The organism is Paraburkholderia sp. HC6.4b (assembly GCF_014200875.1).
In the GTDB taxonomy this organism is placed as follows: Bacteria; Pseudomonadota; Gammaproteobacteria; order Burkholderiales; family Burkholderiaceae; genus Paraburkholderia; species Paraburkholderia tuberum.
Genome location: NZ_JACHDC010000020.1, coordinates 119541 through 137225, shown reverse-complemented (window position 1 = coordinate 137225; position 17685 = coordinate 119541). Strand labels below are relative to the sequence as shown.

General features: G+C 61.6%; 20 protein-coding genes and 1 pseudogene. 17 read left to right on the top strand and 4 right to left on the bottom strand.

Translation table 11 applies throughout. The features are described from left to right. Positions 1–11: 11 nt before the first annotated feature. From HDG34_RS28295 to HDG34_RS28220, 16 genes are all read left to right on the top strand, one after another. Positions 12–1088: a hypothetical protein gene (locus tag HDG34_RS28295; RefSeq protein ID WP_184064477.1), complete on the top strand. Its 1077-nt coding sequence runs from the start codon at positions 12–14 to the stop codon at positions 1086–1088. Continuing rightward, positions 1081–2793, top strand: coding sequence for a YqaJ viral recombinase family protein (locus HDG34_RS28290; RefSeq protein ID WP_184064474.1), 1713 nt, complete (start codon positions 1081–1083; stop codon positions 2791–2793). Before HDG34_RS28295 ends, HDG34_RS28290 begins: the two co-directional genes overlap by 8 nt. A 1-nt stretch (position 2794) precedes the next feature. Continuing rightward, on the top strand, positions 2795–2983 hold the full coding sequence (locus tag HDG34_RS28285) for a hypothetical protein (protein ID WP_184064471.1): 189 nt from the start codon (positions 2795–2797) through the stop codon (positions 2981–2983). Between the two features lie 34 nt (positions 2984–3017). Continuing rightward, on the top strand, positions 3018–3458 hold the full coding sequence (locus tag HDG34_RS39515) for a KTSC domain-containing protein (protein ID WP_260321370.1): 441 nt from the start codon (positions 3018–3020) through the stop codon (positions 3456–3458). 7 nt (positions 3459–3465) lie between these two features. Beyond that, on the top strand, positions 3466–3741 hold the full coding sequence (locus tag HDG34_RS28275) for a hypothetical protein (RefSeq protein ID WP_184064468.1): 276 nt from the start codon (positions 3466–3468) through the stop codon (positions 3739–3741). 53 nt (positions 3742–3794) lie between these two features. Then, a complete protein-coding gene (locus tag HDG34_RS28270; RefSeq protein ID WP_184064465.1) occupies positions 3795–5717 on the top strand; it encodes a ParB/RepB/Spo0J family partition protein in 1923 nt (640 codons plus the stop codon). 133 nt (positions 5718–5850) lie between these two features. Next, on the top strand, positions 5851–6096 hold the full coding sequence (locus HDG34_RS28265) for a hypothetical protein (protein ID WP_184064462.1): 246 nt from the start codon (positions 5851–5853) through the stop codon (positions 6094–6096). After that, positions 6093–7811, top strand: coding sequence for a hypothetical protein (locus HDG34_RS28260; protein WP_184064460.1), 1719 nt, complete (start codon positions 6093–6095; stop codon positions 7809–7811). Before HDG34_RS28265 ends, HDG34_RS28260 begins: the two co-directional genes overlap by 4 nt. A 317-nt stretch (positions 7812–8128) precedes the next feature. After that, positions 8129–8689, top strand: a complete 561-nt coding sequence (locus HDG34_RS28255) for a Bro-N domain-containing protein (RefSeq protein WP_184064457.1) — start codon at positions 8129–8131, stop codon at positions 8687–8689. After that, positions 8686–8895 carry a hypothetical protein gene (locus HDG34_RS28250; RefSeq protein WP_184064454.1) on the top strand — a complete coding sequence of 70 codons (210 nt, stop codon included), beginning with the start codon at positions 8686–8688 and terminating at the stop codon, positions 8893–8895. Before HDG34_RS28255 ends, HDG34_RS28250 begins: the two co-directional genes overlap by 4 nt. Next, positions 8892–9845, top strand: coding sequence for a phage Gp37/Gp68 family protein (locus HDG34_RS28245; RefSeq protein WP_184064451.1), 954 nt, complete (start codon positions 8892–8894; stop codon positions 9843–9845). Before HDG34_RS28250 ends, HDG34_RS28245 begins: the two co-directional genes overlap by 4 nt. Beyond that, entirely contained in the window at positions 9842–10315 is a 474-nt protein-coding gene (locus HDG34_RS28240) for an ASCH domain-containing protein (protein ID WP_184064448.1), read from the top strand. The genes HDG34_RS28245 and HDG34_RS28240 overlap by 4 nt, the downstream gene beginning before the upstream one ends. Next, entirely contained in the window at positions 10312–10560 is a 249-nt protein-coding gene (locus tag HDG34_RS28235) for a hypothetical protein (protein ID WP_184064445.1), read from the top strand. Before HDG34_RS28240 ends, HDG34_RS28235 begins: the two co-directional genes overlap by 4 nt. A 20-nt stretch (positions 10561–10580) precedes the next feature. Continuing rightward, positions 10581–10844: a hypothetical protein gene (locus tag HDG34_RS28230; RefSeq protein WP_260321369.1), complete on the top strand. Its 264-nt coding sequence runs from the start codon at positions 10581–10583 to the stop codon at positions 10842–10844. Further along, on the top strand, positions 10841–11038 hold the full coding sequence (locus HDG34_RS28225) for an excisionase (RefSeq protein ID WP_184064439.1): 198 nt from the start codon (positions 10841–10843) through the stop codon (positions 11036–11038). Before HDG34_RS28230 ends, HDG34_RS28225 begins: the two co-directional genes overlap by 4 nt. A 2-nt stretch (positions 11039–11040) precedes the next feature. Next, a complete protein-coding gene (locus HDG34_RS28220) occupies positions 11041–12126 on the top strand; it encodes a tyrosine-type recombinase/integrase (protein WP_184064436.1) in 1086 nt (361 codons plus the stop codon). Between the two features lie 40 nt (positions 12127–12166). On the opposite strand, the pseudogene HDG34_RS28215 reads toward HDG34_RS28220, so the two are convergent. From HDG34_RS28215 to HDG34_RS28200, 4 genes and pseudogenes are all read right to left on the bottom strand, one after another. Further along, positions 12167–12760: pseudogene (locus HDG34_RS28215) on the bottom strand (MFS transporter); the annotation flags it as partial. Positions 12761–12894: 134 nt separating this feature from the next. Further along, a complete protein-coding gene (locus HDG34_RS28210; protein WP_184064433.1) occupies positions 12895–14850 on the bottom strand; it encodes an aconitase family protein in 1956 nt (651 codons plus the stop codon). A 133-nt stretch (positions 14851–14983) separates the two neighbouring features. Then, entirely contained in the window at positions 14984–15886 is a 903-nt protein-coding gene (locus HDG34_RS28205; RefSeq protein ID WP_184064430.1) for a LysR family transcriptional regulator, read from the bottom strand. Positions 15887–15990: 104 nt separating this feature from the next. Beyond that, positions 15991–16719 (bottom strand): 2OG-Fe(II) oxygenase, encoded by a 729-nt coding sequence (locus HDG34_RS28200; protein WP_184064427.1) that lies wholly within the window; start codon positions 16717–16719, stop codon positions 15991–15993. A 213-nt stretch (positions 16720–16932) separates the two neighbouring features. On the opposite strand from HDG34_RS28200, the gene HDG34_RS28195 reads away from it, so the two are divergent. Beyond that, positions 16933–17580: a DsbA family oxidoreductase gene (locus HDG34_RS28195; RefSeq protein WP_184064424.1), complete on the top strand. Its 648-nt coding sequence runs from the start codon at positions 16933–16935 to the stop codon at positions 17578–17580. The last annotated feature ends 105 nt before the right edge of the window (positions 17581–17685 follow it).

The window sequence follows — 17685 nt, the reverse complement described above, 5'->3', positions numbered from 1 at the left end:
TAGGACTTCTAATGGGAAATGCCCTGACAACGCGCACTGAATTTGGTGCGCAGGAAACAACCGGCGCTATGGTCGAAACAGCATCGACTGCGATCGCCGCGCAGTCGAAGGCGATGGTCGAGGCGCGTTACATCATGGCAATGCGTCAGCCGCGCAATTGGGATCAGGTACGTCAGGACCTTATTGCGGAATGCAAACGGCCGGCGTTCGCGCACAATAAAAGCGCTTGGTATAAGAAGCCTATCGGAAAAGGCGTCGAGGGTCTGGGCATTCGTTTTGTCGAAGTCGCATTGCGTTGCATGAGAAACGTGCTCGTCGAGACAACCATGATCTTCGAGGACGAATCCAAGGAGATCCAGCGCGTCAGCGTGACAGATCTCGAATCGAACCTGACATATCCGCTCGACGTTCGCGTGTCCAAAACAGTGGAGCGCTCAAAGCCAATGGACGACGGCTCCTATATTTCAGTGCGCAAGAACAGCTATGGCAACCTGACCTATACGGTGCCTGCGAACGATGACGACTTGCTCAACAAGCGTGCCGCGCAGATCTCGAAGGCAATTCGTACGCTAGGGCTTCGCATCATTCCTGGGGACCTGCAGGACGAGGCCGAAGTGATCATCAAAGCCATACGCAAAGATGAAGCGGCACGCGACCCTGCTTCCGAGCGCAAACGAATCGCCGATGCATTCATGGATATTGGCGTCAAAGCGTCAGATCTGACCCACTACCTCGGACATACGCTCGATACCTGCTCGCCGGACGAACTGGTTGATCTGCGCGGCATCTACGGCGCCATCAAAGACGGTGAGGCGACTTGGAAGCAGGTCATGGAGAACAAGACCGAGCAATCCGGCGGCACTGAATCTGGCAACGAAAACCACTCGAATGGCACGCCTGCCAGCAATCGCCCTGCAGCCGCGACGTGCAGCGACGACGAGTTCAAGCAGAAGACCGCCGGCTGGCGCAAACAGATCGTCGACAAGAAGAAGACGCCCGACGAGCTGATCGCGATGATCGAGACTCGCCAGAAGCTCACCGAAGAACAGAAGCTGCAGATCGACGCATGGAGCCACGAGAATGACTGACCGGACAATGCACAACCTCGTGCAAGGCAGCGACGAGTGGATGGCGTTTCGCCTGACGCGCTTCGGCGCCAGCGAAGCGGCTGCGATGCTCGGGCTCTCGTCGAAAGTGAAGCGCACCGAGCTGTTGCACATGAAGCACACGGGCAACCCGAAAGAGTTCAGCGATTGGGTTCAGCAGAACATTCTTGACTACGGCCATGAAGTCGAAGCGCTCGCGCGGCCGATCGTCGAGGAAATGATCGGTGACGACCTGTATCCAGTCACCTATTCGGATGGCAACTTGTCCGCCTCGAGCGATGGCCTGACGATGGACGAGATAACCGCTTTCGAGCATAAGCAGTGGAACGATACGTTGGCTGCTTCGATCACCGACGGCGTGCTGCCCGAAGAACACACGCCGCAGGCTCAGCAGGTTTTGATGGTCACCGGGGCAGAACGCCTTATTTTCGCCTGCTCGGATGGCACGCGCGAGCGATTCGTCTGGATGGAAGTACTTCCTGATCCCGCATGGTTCGATCGTCTGCGCGCAGGCTGGGCCCAGTTCGAGAAAGATCTTGCCGACTATCAACCGCGCGAGATCGCCGAGAAGCCGCAGGCCGAGGCAATCATGCAGCTCCCGGCGCTGGCAGTGCAGATCCGCGGCGAAGTTATTACGAGCAACCTGCCCGCGTTCAAGTCGGCAGCCGAGCAGTTCATTGCCAACATTAAGATGGACCTCAAAACCGATGAGGACTTCGTTAATGCAGACGCGACGGTCAAGTTTTGTGAGGCGAAAGAGAAAGAAATCGCGATTGCGATGGATGCGGCGATCGCGCAGATGTCCAGTATTGACGAACTGATGCGCACCGGCAAGTACGTCAGCGAACAGTTGCGCAAGAAGCGTCTCGCGCTGAGCAGTCAGATCGAGCAGCGTAAGAAGCAAATCAAAGAAAGCGCCATCGCCGAGCGTCGACAAAAATACGCCGCCCACGTCGAAGCGCTGAACAACGCGCTGGGCGATGCGAGCATCGTAGTCGCGACTCCGGACTTCGCGGGCGCTATCAAAGGCCTGAAGACCATCGCTAGCGCCAACGATAAACTCGACACGGCGCTCGCCAACGGCAAGATCGACGCCGACGCAGCTGCCCGCGATCTGCGTACGAAGCTGGACTGGTATCAACCGCGCGCCAAGGCTCATGGGTTTCTGTTCAGCGACTTACAGCAACTGATCCAGAAGCCGGCCGAAGACTTCGAACTTGCCGTGACAACTCGCATTGAACAGCACAAGCGAGCCGAGGAAGAACGACGCGCGAGAGAAGCCGCCGCACAGACCTCTGCACCAGCACCCGAGCAGGTCAAAACGGGAGCCTTGCCCGCCGTCCAGAGCGCCCTCCCCATTGATACGCCTGCACCGATAGAGACCGGCGTGCGCTCGCGCCCGGCCGCCGGCGAAATCGTTGCCGTGCTCTCGAGGCACTACGGCGCAAACCCGCGCAATGTCCTGAACTGGCTTTGCACGACGGACTGGCGCGCGGTGCAATCGCAGGGCGAGCAGCACAATGCGCCGCTCCGGCCCTACGACGACATGCTTCGACAAATCCTGAAGTGCTCGGATGCGGAATCCCTTGACGAGCTCGAATACCAGGCGCGCGCCTATCCAGAGTCCCAGCGGATCAAGCTCATGCAAGCGTACGACGATCGTCGTGAAGTGCTATTGGGAGCCTGACATGCGCCACCACAGCACAAGCGAAATGATCCAGCAGCTCGTTGGCATGCTCGGCACAACCGATCTCAGCGATTGGGAGCAAGGCTTTGTAACCACACTTGTTCGCTATGTCGACGCCGGCAAGGTGACCGAGCTCACCGACAAGCAGGTCGAAGCGCTGGATCAGCTGTACTCGCGCTACTTCGCGTAACCACCTTCATCTATTTCCATCCACAGGAGCAGACATGCAAACCAACGCAAGCAACAACATCGTCATGAAGGAAGTCGAGTCGTCGCAGATTCACAGCATCGGCCACGATCCCGAGAAGAATATTTTGGCAGTTCGATTCAAGAACAAGGGCGGCGCGCCTAGTTCGCTGTATCAGTACAGTAATTTTCACGCAGACGAATTCGAGCAGTTCGCATCGGCGGAGTCGATTGGTTCGCACTTCCACAAGCACATCAAGCCGCTTCCGGAACTCTATCCATATGAGCGCATCACCATCGTCACGGAAGAGACCCTTCGCGCGCTGCAACGGCTCGATGCCTGCGACCTCCCTGAAGGTGATCGAGCGCTCCTCGCCCCCGCATTCGCGGCACTGCATGGCGCGAGTGTCATCGCATTGCCCGACGAATTGATTTCGCGCGTGCGTGAGCTCGCCGAGCAATTCCTGTCGGTCGAGTAATGAGGCCATGATGCCGGCGCGCATTCCTGCCTGTCAGATTTCCGTCAGCGAAGCCGAATTTCAGGCGGCGTTCGTCAGGCTCGGATGCAAAGGCTCGCCACAGGATGCGTCAGAAGCGGTGAAGCGCATCGTCATCGCAGCATGCAGAGCGGAAGTCGATCCGACGCCGCAGGCTCGCAAACAACAAATCGCAGCAGCACCGATGCCGCAGGCGCGCCCGTTGCCGGAACCCCGCGATGTTGAGCCTGACCGGAAGTGCCTGGCAGCGAACGATAAAGACTAACCCCGTTGTGGGCGGCTCGTACAGCGCCCATCTTTTTCGAATTCACGACCACTATGACGAACACCATCAGCGGTGAAGGCCGCATCATTTTCCCGCCATTGTCGATGCTCAGCATCTCGCCGCTGAACGCACGCAGAAACGATACGGCACCCGTCGACGAGCTCGCCGCACTGATCAAGTCGCAAACGCTGCTGCAGAATCTGATCGTCGTGCCGCAGCTCAAGGGCAAGAAACTGATCGGCTACGGCGTGGTCGGCGGCGGCCGCCGACTGCGCGCCCTACAGCTGCTCGCTGAGCGTGGCGATCTGGAGCACGACTATCCAGTGCCGTGCATCGAGACAGATGAAGCGCATGCTGAGGCGATGAGCGTCGCCGAGAACAGCGGCCGCTCGCCGATGCATCCGGCCGATGAATTCGAGGCATTCAAGCGCATGTCTGATGCCGGCGAGCCGGTCGAGGATATCGCCGCCGCGTTCGGCGTCGCACCGCTGATCGTGCGTCGACGTCTGCAACTCGCCAAGGTGTCGCCGAAGCTCGTCGAGCGGTACCGCGCCGGCGAAATGAATCTGGAACAGCTGCAGGCCTTTACGCTCACCGATTCCCACAAGCTGCAGGAGCAGGTCTGGGACGGCGCGCCACAGTACATGCGGCATGCACAAAACCTCCGCCAGGCCTTAACCAAGGGCGATATCGAAGCGTCCAGCGACCGCCGGGCAAAGTTCATCGGGCTCGATGCATACGAAGCAGCCGGCGGCCCGGTGCGCCGGGATCTGTTCGGCGGCACCGGGAGCGGATACATCGGCGATGTCGCGCTCCTGCAAAAGCTCACCTCTGAAAAGCTGGATGCTGCAGCCGAAGCGCTCCGCGCAGAAGGCTGGTCATTCGTCACAGTCCACGAGCAGATCGGCTGGAATGAAACGCAGGCATACGGCCGCAGCAAGCCGAAGACGCGTGAGCTGACCGCCGATGAGCAAGCGGAAATTGCACGGCTTGAGGCCGTCGGCCACGACTCCAGCGAAATGCTCAACGCCGATGAGGACGACCAACTCACCGACGGCGAAGCCGACGAGCTCAACCAGGCAATCTACCGCGCGAACGCGCAGATCGTGGAGATCCGGGCTCGCACGGAGACCTATTCCGACCGCCAGAAAAAGACCGCCGGCGTCGTGATGGGCATCTCGCACAACGGCACGCTCGAGATCCACCGCGGCATGATCAAGCCGGTCGACAAGAAGGCGGCAGCGAAGAAAGCCGCGATCGCGGCCGGCGAAGAACCGGAAATGAAAGGGCATAGTGAGGCGCTCGTGCGCAAGCTGACCGCGCACCGCACGGTTGCAATGCAGGCGCACCTCGCAGACTGCCCTCGCCTCGCGCTGGCCACGATCGTTTATGCGCTCCTGAGCCAGATTCTTTTCGCGGGTGGCCACTTCGGCGCCGGCGCCGTCCGGATCAACGCGCACCGGAGTGCCGGGTCGCTGATTGGCGCGGCCGACGACATGGAGACCAGCCGCGCGTGGCTTGAAATGGACGCGCGCCGCGAGGCGCTGATCGCCAGGCTACCAGAAAGCGCCGATGGTCTGCTCACCTGGCTGCACGAGCAATCGACCGACTTCCTGCTCGAGGTGCTGGCGTTCTGCACTGCGTCGTGCATCGACACGATCAGCGGCAGCGAAGAATCGCCCGTCGCGGATGTGTTACTCGCCGAGCTCGGTACCGACATGGCTGACTGGTGGTCGCCGACCGTCGAGAGCTACTTAGGCCAAGTTCCCAAGCCACGGATCATCGGTGCGCTGACCGACGTCGGAATCGATGAGTTCGCACTCAGGGATCTCGACAAGCTGAAGAAAATCGATCTCGCGAAGAAGGCCGAGGAACTGCTCGCCGGGTCGCACTGGCTGCCGGCATTCCTGCGCCCGAAAGAACCGCCCAAGCCTCCGGCGAAGAAGGCGAGATCCAGCAAGCGGGGGGGGGGCTAGTCGAAGCTGACGAGCCGGATCTGCCGATCGAGCGATGCGATCGCACGGTCGATATGTTCGACGACATGGTCGTGATTATTGACAGCACCGAACGCGATTAACCCGCTTTTTCCGCGACATCCTGAGAGAGACCATGAACAAAACCAGCCTGTTCCGGCTGAATCCAAAGAGCAAAAAGCTCTGCTCGTGCTGCGACGAAGTGGCAATCAAGAAACTTGAAATCCAGACATCGTGGTTTCGCGGCGATGATGATGTTTTCCTGCTTTGTCTGACGCATGTTTCCGCCGCCGAGCAGATGAAGTTTGAAGACATTTACTACGACCACGCGATGACGAAGGCGCGTCGCGCGAAAACCGCCCAAAGGACACCCCTTCTATGACCACTATCAACCAACCTGCGGGCGATGAAATGAGCGAGTCAACGCTAGAACTTGCGGCCGAGTTCGGCGTCCACTACAGCGACGATAACAGTTTCGAGTTCGACGCCGACGCACTTGTACGATTCGTCGACGTTCTGCGCGCGGAATTCGCACGCGAACAGCAAGCCGCTCTCGCCGCCGCCCCTCCACCTCGCTCTGCCGCGACTGTGAGCGACGAGCGGGAGGCGTTTGAAGCGGCTATTGACGATGCGCGCACGGTTTTCAAGGATTCGCACCGTGATGCACGGGATGCTATTGAGTATGTGCTTTCTTCGATGCAAGCCCGCGCCGCATCCACGCAAGCCACGGTGACACTGACGCACAAGCAGCGATCAGCCATCAAGTACGCCATTCTCGCCATCAAATCGGTACCAGGCTGGGCCGGCTATCAGGTCGATGAATTACAAGGCCTTCTCGCCACCGCCGAGCAATCCGCGTCCCCCCAAGATGTCGCGACTGTAGCGGCGACAAATGAGCAAGCGCTGCTGGCCGCTGCAGCGTGGGCAAATTCCGACACGCCTATCAGTGAGGCGTTGGCCTATCGAGACGGCTTCAAAGCGGGAGGCGCCTTTCCGCGCGCCAGCGACGCAGCACTGAGCAAAGCGCGGTCCGAGCTGCACGCGATTGCCAAAACTTACGACGATGGCGAGCTGCGGACTCGCACGCTGGAGGCGTACGAAGCAACGTTCGACGCCGCGGCTTCCCTGCCAGCCGCAGACGATCGACCCAATCCAAATGATATTCAGGGCTGGTCAGTCACGGTCAACGTCAATGCTTGCGACATTCTCACGATCGGCCATAACAGCCTGATCGGCATCGACAACATCGAAGACCTTGCGCCTGTCGTCCGGACGTGCGCAGCGCATCTGCTTTCGTTCGTCGGCGCCGGTGCCGATCACGTCGGCAATTCGGTTGCATTGGCTGCCGACGCGAAACGCGGTACTGGTGCGCAGATCCTGTTCGAACGCCAGCTCACATGCGAGGCGATCACTGGCGCGATGGCATTCGGCTACATGGACAAGAATCCGCCGCCGAGTGATGACGAATGGCTTATGCCTTTCTGGAGGATAGGCCGGAGGGAGGCAGAGCTCGAAGCCGCAGCCGCAGCCGCAGCCGCAGCCGCAGCCGTGGGTAATTCTGCGGCACAAGGCAATTGCGTGCCGCCCCTCAGTCCCGCACGCATCTCGGAACTGTGGGATAGCATGCCCGGTGGTGGTGATAGGTTCATGAAGGAATGGGGCTATCAACAGTTCGCGCAGGTTGTTGAGCGTGAAGTGCGCGACTCCATACTCACCGTTCCTCTTCCGCACGCCAGCGATGCGTCGACCGTGCGTACCGAAAACTTCGGACTTTCCGCAATGCAGCTGTCGGCGCTGCGCGACGCTGGCCTCAAACCAGAGGAGATAGCCGGTGAGCCCGACGTGCAGCAAGAGCGCGTTCGCGAACTGCTTCACTGGTTCGCGCGGTTTATCCACGGCAGCGCCAATGGTAGGTGGGCAGTCTCGCATGCATTCGAACTGGCCTATTACATCGCGTCGAACGGTGTCAACCGCACCATCGACATGCAAGCCAGCCTGCAGGCTGCGTATATGGAAGGCGTCAACATCACGGAGAACGACCGAGGCATTCTGGAGCGGATCGGCGCCGTACAACCGCGCGCCAGCGCCGAGAGGTGAATGATGAGCCAGTTCGATCTGTTTAGCGGCTTCATTGAGGATTCGCCCGCGCCGGAGAGTCGACCATGACCCCTGTTGCATTCGCGCGCCGGGATGCCTATACTCCGCTTCAGGTGCGTAGAAACACCTCGAAGAGCGGAATGTCACCCCGAAAGTCAGTGGCATTTTTTACGTCTATTGGTTTTGCTCCAATGGGCGGGATGGAACGGAAATACAAGACCCGTAAGGGGAATACCGTTCGCCGTCTCTTTGCGGTTTCTAACATCCTGCCCACCCTGCGTAGAAACGGGGCCCTAGTCTCAAAGAGGAGCAAAACCATGTCGGCATCAGCCCGAGGCGCGCTCGCGCCTGTTGAGTCACCCTTTTCCTTCGAATTCGAGTCGTATCCGATGCGCGTCATCGTGATCGACGGCGAGCCGTGGTTTGTCGCTGCCGATCTGTGCCATGTACTGAAGATTGCCAATAGTCGGGATGCGCTACTCAAGTTGGATGATGATGAAAAGGGTGTCGGTTTAACCGACACCCTTGGTGGCCAGCAGAACGTCGCCATTGTCAGCGAATCCGGCATGTACACGCTGGTCCTGCGCTGCCGCGACGCTGTCAAGCCCGGCACGCTGCCCCACCGCTTCCGCAAGTGGGTCACCGCCGAAGTCCTGCCGCAGATCCGCAAGACCGGGCAATACGGCAGCGATCCCCTCAAGCTTCTCCAGAACGGCCGCTGGCTCCTGTCGTTTGATGATGACGGCCGCGCCCGACTTTCGCCCGTCGCAGAGGATGCCTTCGTGACGTCGCCCGAGCACATCATGCAGTTGCTCGCCAAGCGCGGCTACATCCTCGCGAAGCCGGCCGACAAATCTGCCTTTGGGGGTCTGCAATGACTTCTTTCAGAGATCTGCTTCCCAACCAGCAATACGCGCTGCTCGAATGCGCGCGCTTCCGGCCAGGCACATACGTCTATAAGCCTAAGACGATGGAAAAGCTCTGCGGCTTGGGGCTGACCTATCAGGCGCAAGGCAATTCATTTTGCCTGACGCAGGATGGCGAAGAACTGGTTCGCGCGATGAAAGACGGTAACAGGAAATGAGCGAGAACAGCAAAATCGAGTGGACCGATCACACGTTTAATCCATGGATTGGATGCGCGAAGGTATCGCCGGGTTGCGACCACTGCTATGCGGAAGTCAGCACGCCGTCGCGCGTCCAGAAGGTCACGTGGGGACCGGGCGAACAGCGGCGCCGCACGTCAGTGGAAAACTGGAAGCAGCCGCAGCGGTGGAACGCGCGACACGCAGAGTTCTTCGCGCATCACGGTCGCCGGCAACGCGTGTTCTGCGCATCGCTCGCGGACGTGTTCGACAACGCCGTCGATCCGGCGTGGCGCGCCGACCTCTTCGAGCTGATTGCCGGCACGCCGAATCTCGATTGGCTGCTGCTGACGAAGCGCATCGGCAATGCTGGAGAGATGATCGTCGATGCGCTGCTGCAGAGGAAAGGCTTGAAGTCTCACGCTCCCTGGCCGTGGCCGAATGTCTGGCTCGGCGCGACGATCGTCAATCAGGAAGAGGCCGACCGGGATATCCCGAAGTTGTTTGCGGTGCCAGCGAGCGTGCGCTTTCTGAGCATGGAGCCACTGCTTGGCCCCGTCGATCTGGCACAGGCGGGAGCCCTATGGTCCGACATGAACAACAATATCATCTACGCTCCAGCACGCAATCTGCGAGGTATCGACTGGTTGATCGCCGGCGGCGAGAGCGGACCCGACGCGCGGCCCATGCATCCGGAGTGGGCTCGCTCGCTGCGCGACCAATGCGCGGCGGCCGGCGTGCCGTTCTTGTTTAAGCAATGGGGAGAATGGTTGCCGGTTGAAACGGACGAAGATAGCTACGCCACAGCAGACGATGGGTCGAAGCGTGAATTGGACGGCCGTTTCCGCATGACTGAACTCGGCGAGCAGCGGTTCTTCCGCACTGGGAAGAAAACCGCGGGCCGCCTTCTTGACGGCCGCACGCACGACGAATTTCCGGAGGCGCGATGAAGGCTCTCTCCATCCGCCAACCCTGGTGCTGGTTGATTCTCCGCCCGGACCTTGCCGGTCCCGCGCGCGCCGCCGCGATCGCTGCCGGCATCCTGAAGGAAATCGAAAATCGCAGTTGGCCGACGAAGGTACGCGGTCGCGTGCTGATTCACGCGTCCAAGGGCATGACGCGCGCGGAGTACGAAGCAGCGCAGGATCCGCTGTGGCCAGTCGGCGGCCCGTCGATCGAACTGCCACCGTTCGACCAGTTGCAGCGCGGCGGAATCGTCGGTGTCGTGACGATCGATGAATGTATCCACCCCGCTGATCGCACGTCGCGCTGGCACGTCGACGGCGCTTTCGGTTTCCATCTGGTCGACGCGAAGCCGCTTCCGTTCGTGGAATGCAAGGGCGCGCTCGACTTCTTCGACGTGCCGGTGGATGTTGCAACACAGCTGAGACAGATGCATGACATGGGGGTGATCCTGTGACCAATCCGGATCTTCTCGACTACATCGCGAGGCAGGGATACTCCCACGTGCGCGAACTGCCCGACGGAACGATCGTGGGGTTGTGCAGGCTGCTGTTCACCACGGGCCTCTGCATTGATCTCGACATCGAGGGATGGGGGCGCCGCTACTGCTTCGAGCGCCGAGAGGATGCGCTGCGCGAGCTCGAAAAGCTGCGCAGCGGAGATGACGTGCCGACCGACTTCGTCGGGCAAAGGACGCGCTGATGCCCTGCACGCCCTTCCGCATGCCCGACGGCACGCGCGGCATCATCTGCAGCCGAGGCCGCCGACGCGCGCCGCCTGCATGCAGCGCCGACTGCTGCCGCAACGAAAGCAGCTTCCAGTGCGATTACCCGGTCGGCGCCAAGAAAACATGCGACCGGCATCTGTGCGGCACGCATGTGCACGAGGTCGCGCCCAACCTTCACTACTGCCCGGAGTGCTTCGCCCGCTTCCAGCGCGAGGGCGGCCGCCTACAGACGGATTTCGATTTCGAGGAGCAACCGTGAAGATCAAACTAGGTGATTGGCTTGCACGCGAATTTCAACCGCCACCGGCTATACGTACAGCCCGCCGCTGGATCAAGGCGGGAAAAATCTATCCGCCTGCTGTGAAGATCGGGATTTCATATTACGTTGAAGAGGGCGCAATATTTCAAGGCGCCATCGCCCGTCCGCGTCTTGCAGAACGGATTCCGAAATAACCATGGCGGCCCGCCCTCGCATGCGCATACGCGCAAACTGGCCAGAACACCTCCGCGAACCGCGGCCCGGCTATTACATCTGGGTCGATCCGCGCGATGGCAAGGCACACATTCTCGGACGTATGCCACTGGCCCAGGCGATCTATGAAGCTCAGGAGGCAAATCTCATTGTCGAGAAAGGCGCGCTCACCCGTTCCCTGGCTGATCGCGTATCGAGGGGCACTAATACGGTGGCAGACCTGATCGCGAAAATGCCAACACAGGGCCTGAAAAAGAGCACGCTGAACACGCGTGGCTATCACGATAAAGCAATCATCAACGCGATCGGCCACATCGAATGTGCGGCGCTGACCACGAAACATATTGCGGACATGCTTGAGGCAATCACTGCCGCTGGAAAAATGCGTACAGCTAAAGCGGTCCGCGACAGGATGCTGGCGATTTGTACGAAAGGCGCAGCCCTCGGATGGATGACCAGCAATCCCGCCACGATCACTGAAAAACCGAAAATCAAGGTGACGCGCCGCCGGCTGACACTCGATGAATTCAATGCCATTTTCGCGAAGGCGCCGGAGGTCGCTGACTGGCTTCAGAATGCGATGCTGCTGGCACTGGTATCCGGTCAGGACCGATCGACCATCGGTCGCTGGGAACGCTCGTTCAACAGGGACGGCGTCGCCAACGTGCAGCGTTCGAAGACCAGCGTGCGCATCGAGATCCCGCTCGAGCTGCGCATGAACGCGGTCAACATGTCGCTGAACGATGTCATCGCGCGTTGCCGGTCAACCGGCGTGGTCAGCAAATATCTGATCCACCACATCCGCAATCAGGGGCGCGCCGTACGTGGCTCGCACGTGAAGCTCGGCAGCATATCCAACGCCTTCGCAGATGCTCGCACGCTGGCCGGCATCATCGGCGACGATGCGCCCACGTTCCATGAAATCCGGAGCCTGTGCAAGCGCCTATACATCGAGCAAGGTGGCATCGACACCAAGGCGCTGCTCGGCCATATGACCGATGCGATGGCCGACCTGTACGCAAACAATCGCGGTCTGGCACCGATCAAAGTCCGAATCAGCGGCGCGTGAGTTCGGAACAAATTCGGAACAAATTCGGAACACCACCCCGAAAACCCCCGCCCAGCAAGGATTTCAGGTAAATCGGCACCAGTTCGGAGATGTACGTGCCGATCGTCACCAGTTCGACGCCGATGCCGACACCGGCGACGAAGCGCCAGAAATTAAGGCCCGTCGCGGTCTCCTGAAACGCCATCACGACGTTCGCCGCGGTGTACCACAGCAGCGACCAGGTGAACACCGCGCGCCGCCCGAAGCGATCCGCGAGGAAACCGCACGCGATCGTGCCGATAAACAGGCCGCCAAACAGCGCGGCGATGAAACTCGCGACGCCGGTCGAGCCGAACAGGCCATGCGTGGTCGCGGTCAACATGCCGCTTTTCACGAGGCCCGGCGCGATATAGCCGGAGTACAGCAGGTCATAGAGTTCGAAGAAGAAGCCGAGGCTCAGCAGCACCACCAGCTTCCAGACGGAGCGCGTGGCAGGCAAGCGGTCGAGGCGCGCCGAAATGCTGCCGGCGTCGAGCGATGCGTGGCCCGCCACCTGCGCGGGCGCGCTGCGCTCGGCGCTGCCGGCCGCGTCAGTGGAATGCGCCACGGTACCGCCGCTGCGCGCGACGGACCCCGCGGGATCGGGGAATGCCATGTTGTCTGTCTCCTTCTGTTGCGACTGCTTTTACGGCAGGGCTGATCGCTTACCGCGGCCGGTTCGATGCCGGCCTTGCGTCTTGTCGCGCGTCGCACGCGCCACGATGGGTCGGCCGGAGTCCGGCCGGCATTCTAGCCGTGCCCGCGTTGCAATTGTTCGAACGTGGTGATTTTTCCGGCCAGCGCGCTCGCCGCGACCGTGTACGGGCTCGCGAGCCAGACGTCGCCAGGTCCCGAACGGCCGGGGAAATTGCGGTTGATCGCGCTGATCGTCACGTCGTTCGGCTTGGCCGATTGTCCCGGTCCGCAGTTTGCGCACGAGCCGCAGCCAGGCATCACGAGCGTCACGCCCGCGCGCTCGAACACCGGCAGATAGCCCTGCTCCTCGCAATACGCGCGCACCGCCATCGTGCCGAATTGCAGATACAAACGCGTGCGCTCGGGCACCCGTAGGCCGTGCTCGACGCCCCAACGCAGCACCTCGTGATAGAAATCGAAGTCCTCGCGCTTGCCCGCGGTGCACGAGCCGCCATACGCGATATCGATCGCGACGTCCTGTTCGAGCCGCGGCGCCGGCACGCCATTGCCGGGGTCGCCCGGACGCGCGAGCATCGGTTCGATCGCGTTCGCATCGATATGGATCGTGTCGCGATAGGTCGCGTCCGCGTCGCTTTTCATCCAACCTTCCAGCACGAAATCGACGCCGCGCCGCTCCTTCAGGAACGCGACCGTGCACTCGTCCGGTTCGACGATGCCGGTGAAGCCGCCGAGTTCCGCGACCATGTTGGTCAGCGTCGCACGTTCGTCGATCGACATCGCGCGCACCGCCGCGCCGCCGTATTCGAACACGAGGCCGATCGCGCCGCCCGAGCGAATCGCCTCCATCCGCAGCAGATGCAGCACGACGTCCTTCGCGGTCACGCCGTCGCGCAACTGCCCGTCGATCTCGATGCGCAGCGTCTCCGGCACTTTGCAGCGCACGTAGCCCGTGACCCAGCTATTGGCGATCTCGGTCGCGCCCGCGCCAAATGCGAGGCAGCCGAGCGCGCCCGAATGCGGCGTGTGCGAATCGGTACCGCATGCTACCTGGCCCGGCAGCGCGTATTGCTCGGCCATCAACGCATGACAGATGCCCTCGGAGCCGGGCACACCATCGAGCGCGCCGTGCGAGCGCACTGGGTAGTCGCGCGAAAACGACGTGTGGCCTTCCATCAGATTCGCGACGCCCGGCAACAGACCGTCGCGCACGTGAGGGATGCTCTGCGACGCGAGCACCAGATGATCCTGGAACGCGATGATGTGATCCGGCGCATGCAGCGGCGCGGGCTTGCCGAACGCCCGATGCATCAGATGCGCGCACATGCCGGTGAAATAGTCATGGCTGAAGCGCCAGTCGGCGGCGATGAACACGCCGTCGCCGCGCTGCGCGCTCGCGGTGCCCGGATGCAGATGACGGTCGATGATCTTCTCGACCAGCGTTTTCGGCTCGGCGCCCGGCGCCTCGTTCGGGGCATCGCTCGCGCGCTCGCCCGGCGCGGGCCACTCCGCAAACCGGCTATACGCGAGCAGCCCGCCGCTGCGGATGATCTGCTGCGTGAGCGAGTCGCGGCCTTTGAGGAATTCGTCGATCGGCATCGCTTCGCCTGCAAGCAGGCGATCGAGCACGGAAAAATCGGTCGTGGTCAGAATGCCGATGTTGTCGCAGTTCTGCTGATAGATACGCTCGAAGCTCTCGGCAACGATCAGGCGAATACCTGCGGACAACTCCGCGAGCGGGCTCGATTCTCGCGACGAGCCCTTGCCGTAGCGCTTGCCGGCCACCGTCACGCGAAAGCCGCCGTCCTTCACCGCATTGCGGCCGATCGGCAGACGGTCGCCGGCCTTGAAGCCGACGTACGGGTACTGGCCGAGGCGCTCGTCGTAGGTGAGCATTACGGTGACGGGCGTGATCTCGTCCGTCGACACGTTGTCGCGCAACGGTCCCGCCGTGTCGCGAGTGAAGTTTTCGCCGGCCAGTTGCGCCTCGATCACGGCCGGGTCTTGCGACAGGTACAGCACGCGGCCGTCCAAACGAATCGTATCGCTCATCACTGCATTCTCCTTGCGCTCACTATACGGTGCGCAAGGCGGATGCCGAAGTGCCGGTGCGGCAACGCTGCCGTCTCGTTTCGCGAATGCTCGATGGCGGAGCCGCGGCGCGCAGTGCGAGTGGTGGAATCGTCTAAGGCGGATTGCCGAGGAACGACACCAGCGCGGCCGCGCTCGCGCTCAACTGCTCGCGCGCCTTGAAGATGATGATCAGATGACGCTCCGCCCACGCATCGGCAAGCGGCAGCAGCCGCACGTCGAGCGTGTTCACGTAGAGCAGGCCGACCGGCTCGGGCACGATCGCGATGCCGAGCCCCGCATGCACCATCCGGCACAGCGCATCGAGACTGCTCACGCGCATCCGCACGTCGAGCTGCTGGCCCGCGCTCGCCGCCTGCTGCGCGAGCAAACGTGTGAGCGCGCTTTCGCTGCGCAAGCCGACGAAGCTGTCGTGCAACAGATCGTCGAAGTTCACCCGCGCCGCGCTGGCGAGCCGATGCCCACCCGGCACGAGCACCGCGAGCCGGTCCTGGCGGTACGGCACCTGCTCGAACGCCTCGCTGCCAGCGACCGGATTGCAGATGCCGAAGTCCGCGCCGTGTTCGTCGACGATACGCAGCACGTCCGCGCTGTTTTCTTCTTCGAGTTCGATCGCTACATCCGGGAACGCGCGGCCGAATGCGGCCACGTCTTCAGGCAAAAACTGCACGATCGACGACAGATTCGCAACCACCCTCACGCGCCCTTTGACGCCCGTCGAAAAGCGCGACAACTCCGCGCTCATCTGCTCTATATTGCCGATGATCGCGAGCGCGTAGCGCAGCACGGTCTCGCCGACCGGCGTCACGGTAATGCCGCGCGACTGCCGTTGAATCACCGGCAGGCCGATCAGCGCCTCGATCTCGGCGATGCGCCGGCTCACCGCCGACGACGCGATGAACTCGCGCTCCGCCGCGCGCGCGATATTGCGCTCCTGGCAAACGGCGACGAACAGACGCAGCGAAGTCAGATCGAGTTTCTTGAGCAGGTTTTCCATGGGACGAGGCGACGGATCTTACGACAATGGCGGCAGATCGCTGGAATCGTGGCCGTTATCGTCTCACGGCACGCGGTGTTGCGCCATTGCGCCGACAGCGGCCCTCACAGCGCATCATGAAAGATGATGCCGACCGTATGCCGATGTCCCGAGCGCAGGCGGCTCACGCCGTGCCGCAGATTCACGCGATACGGCCCGCGCGTACCCTGCACGGGCCGGCTGTTCACGGTGAACACGACCGCGTCGCCCTTCGCGAGCGGCACGACTTCGGCACGCGACTGCATGCGCGGACGCTGCTCGGTCATCACGAACTCGCCGCCTGTGAAGTCGCGCCCCGGCTCCGACAGCAGTACCGCAACCTGCAGCGGGAACACGTGTTCGCCGTACAGATCCTGATGCAGGCAGTTGAAATCGCCCTCGCCGTATTGCAGGATCAGCGGCGTCGGACGCACCTGGCCCGCGTCATGGCAGCGTCGAATGAAATCCGCATGTTTCGGCGGATAGCGCACGTCGATGCCCATCGCCATGTTCCAGCGGTTCGCGACCGGCACGAGGTGCGGATAAAGGGCACCGCGCAAGCCGCCGACGAGCGACGGCAGCGGATACGCAAAGTACTTGTATTCGCCGCGACCGAAGCCGTGGCGCGCCATGACGACGCGGCTGCGATAAAGCGCGTCGCGTGTATAGAGCGCGCTCAGCGCGTCGCATTCGCGGGGCGTCAACAGTTGCGGCACGGCGGCGCAGCCGTACTGATCGAGATCGTGTTCGATCCGCGGCCAGTCGAGTGCGTCGACGCGTTGGTCGATCGTTTGGGTGGGAGCGATTGCGTTCATCGTCGATGAGTGGGCGGCGCGGGCTCGTCGCCCGCGCCATCAAAGTAGGTAGCTCGATGAACTTAGTGTACGAGTGTGGTGGCGGGAAAACACTCCGGGTCTTGCGGTCAAATTCAGCCGCACTGCACGGACGGACGATTCACGCTACGCTGTCGGTATCGTTGCGGCCGCACTTGCCGCCGCCGCATCGCACTTCATTCCGCCAGGACAACCATGAAACAGCAGCTCACCATCGATTTTGTTTCCGACATCGCCTGCCCGTGGTGCGCGATCGGCCTGTCGTCGCTGCAGCTCGCGCTCGCGCGGCTTCAGGACAAAATCGACGCGCGCATCGTCGTGCATCCATTCGAACTGAATCCGCAGATGGGACCGGACGGCGAAGACATCGTCGAGTATCTCGGCAAGAAATACGGCCGCACGGCCGAGCAGATCGCCGAAACGCAGGCGATGATCCGCGAACGCGGCGCGAGCGTCGGCTTCGATTTCGGTCCGCGCATCCGCACCTACAACACGTTCGACGCGCACCGCCTGCTGCATTGGGCCGGCCTGAAGGGCCACCAGTTACCGCTGAAGCTCGCGCTATTGCGCGCGTATCATGCCGACGGCAAGAATCCGGGCAATCATGACGTGCTGGTCGAAGCGGCCCAGTCGGTAGGACTCGACGCCAACGAAGCGCGCGACGTGCTGACGAGCGGCGCGTATGCCGATGAAGTGCGCGAAGCGGAAAAGAACAATCAGGAAACGGGCATTCAATCGGTGCCGTCGATCATTTTCAACCGCCGCTATCTGGTGACCGGCGGCCAGCCGGTCGAGCAATTCGTGCAGGTGATCGAGGAGATCGTGGCGAAAGAGACAGCGTAAGGTTCATCGTCGAAGCGAAGCGTAATGGACGGCCCATTCTGAGTACCTGGCTCACGCATGCACTCGCGAATGCTTGCGTGTTGTCTCTTCAACACATCTGAGCAA

Excerpts from the sequence above, each read along its gene's own strand:
- HDG34_RS28260 (WP_184064460.1), top strand. The coding sequence starts at position 6,093 with ATGACCACTATCAACCAACCTGCGGGCGATGAAATGAGCGAGTCAACG.
- HDG34_RS28240 (WP_184064448.1), top strand. The coding sequence starts at position 9,842 with ATGAAGGCTCTCTCCATCCGCCAACCCTGGTGCTGGTTGATTCTCCGC.
- HDG34_RS28200 (WP_184064427.1), bottom strand. The coding sequence starts at position 16,719 with ATGAACGCAATCGCTCCCACCCAAACGATCGACCAACGCGTCGACGCA.
- HDG34_RS28270 (WP_184064465.1), top strand. The coding sequence starts at position 3,795 with ATGACGAACACCATCAGCGGTGAAGGCCGCATCATTTTCCCGCCATTG.
- HDG34_RS28210 (WP_184064433.1), bottom strand. The coding sequence starts at position 14,850 with ATGAGCGATACGATTCGTTTGGACGGCCGCGTGCTGTACCTGTCGCAA.
- HDG34_RS28290 (WP_184064474.1), top strand. The coding sequence starts at position 1,081 with ATGACTGACCGGACAATGCACAACCTCGTGCAAGGCAGCGACGAGTGG.
- HDG34_RS28195 (WP_184064424.1), top strand. The coding sequence starts at position 16,933 with ATGAAACAGCAGCTCACCATCGATTTTGTTTCCGACATCGCCTGCCCG.
- HDG34_RS28285 (WP_184064471.1), top strand. The coding sequence starts at position 2,795 with ATGCGCCACCACAGCACAAGCGAAATGATCCAGCAGCTCGTTGGCATG.
- HDG34_RS28230 (WP_260321369.1), top strand. The coding sequence starts at position 10,581 with ATGCCCGACGGCACGCGCGGCATCATCTGCAGCCGAGGCCGCCGACGC.
- HDG34_RS28205 (WP_184064430.1), bottom strand. The coding sequence starts at position 15,886 with ATGGAAAACCTGCTCAAGAAACTCGATCTGACTTCGCTGCGTCTGTTC.
- HDG34_RS28250 (WP_184064454.1), top strand. The coding sequence starts at position 8,686 with ATGACTTCTTTCAGAGATCTGCTTCCCAACCAGCAATACGCGCTGCTC.
- HDG34_RS28275 (WP_184064468.1), top strand. The coding sequence starts at position 3,466 with ATGATGCCGGCGCGCATTCCTGCCTGTCAGATTTCCGTCAGCGAAGCC.
- HDG34_RS28245 (WP_184064451.1), top strand. The coding sequence starts at position 8,892 with ATGAGCGAGAACAGCAAAATCGAGTGGACCGATCACACGTTTAATCCA.
- HDG34_RS28265 (WP_184064462.1), top strand. The coding sequence starts at position 5,851 with ATGAACAAAACCAGCCTGTTCCGGCTGAATCCAAAGAGCAAAAAGCTC.
- HDG34_RS28220 (WP_184064436.1), top strand. The coding sequence starts at position 11,041 with ATGGCGGCCCGCCCTCGCATGCGCATACGCGCAAACTGGCCAGAACAC.
- HDG34_RS39515 (WP_260321370.1), top strand. The coding sequence starts at position 3,018 with ATGCAAACCAACGCAAGCAACAACATCGTCATGAAGGAAGTCGAGTCG.
- HDG34_RS28295 (WP_184064477.1), top strand. The coding sequence starts at position 12 with ATGGGAAATGCCCTGACAACGCGCACTGAATTTGGTGCGCAGGAAACA.
- HDG34_RS28255 (WP_184064457.1), top strand. The coding sequence starts at position 8,129 with ATGTCGGCATCAGCCCGAGGCGCGCTCGCGCCTGTTGAGTCACCCTTT.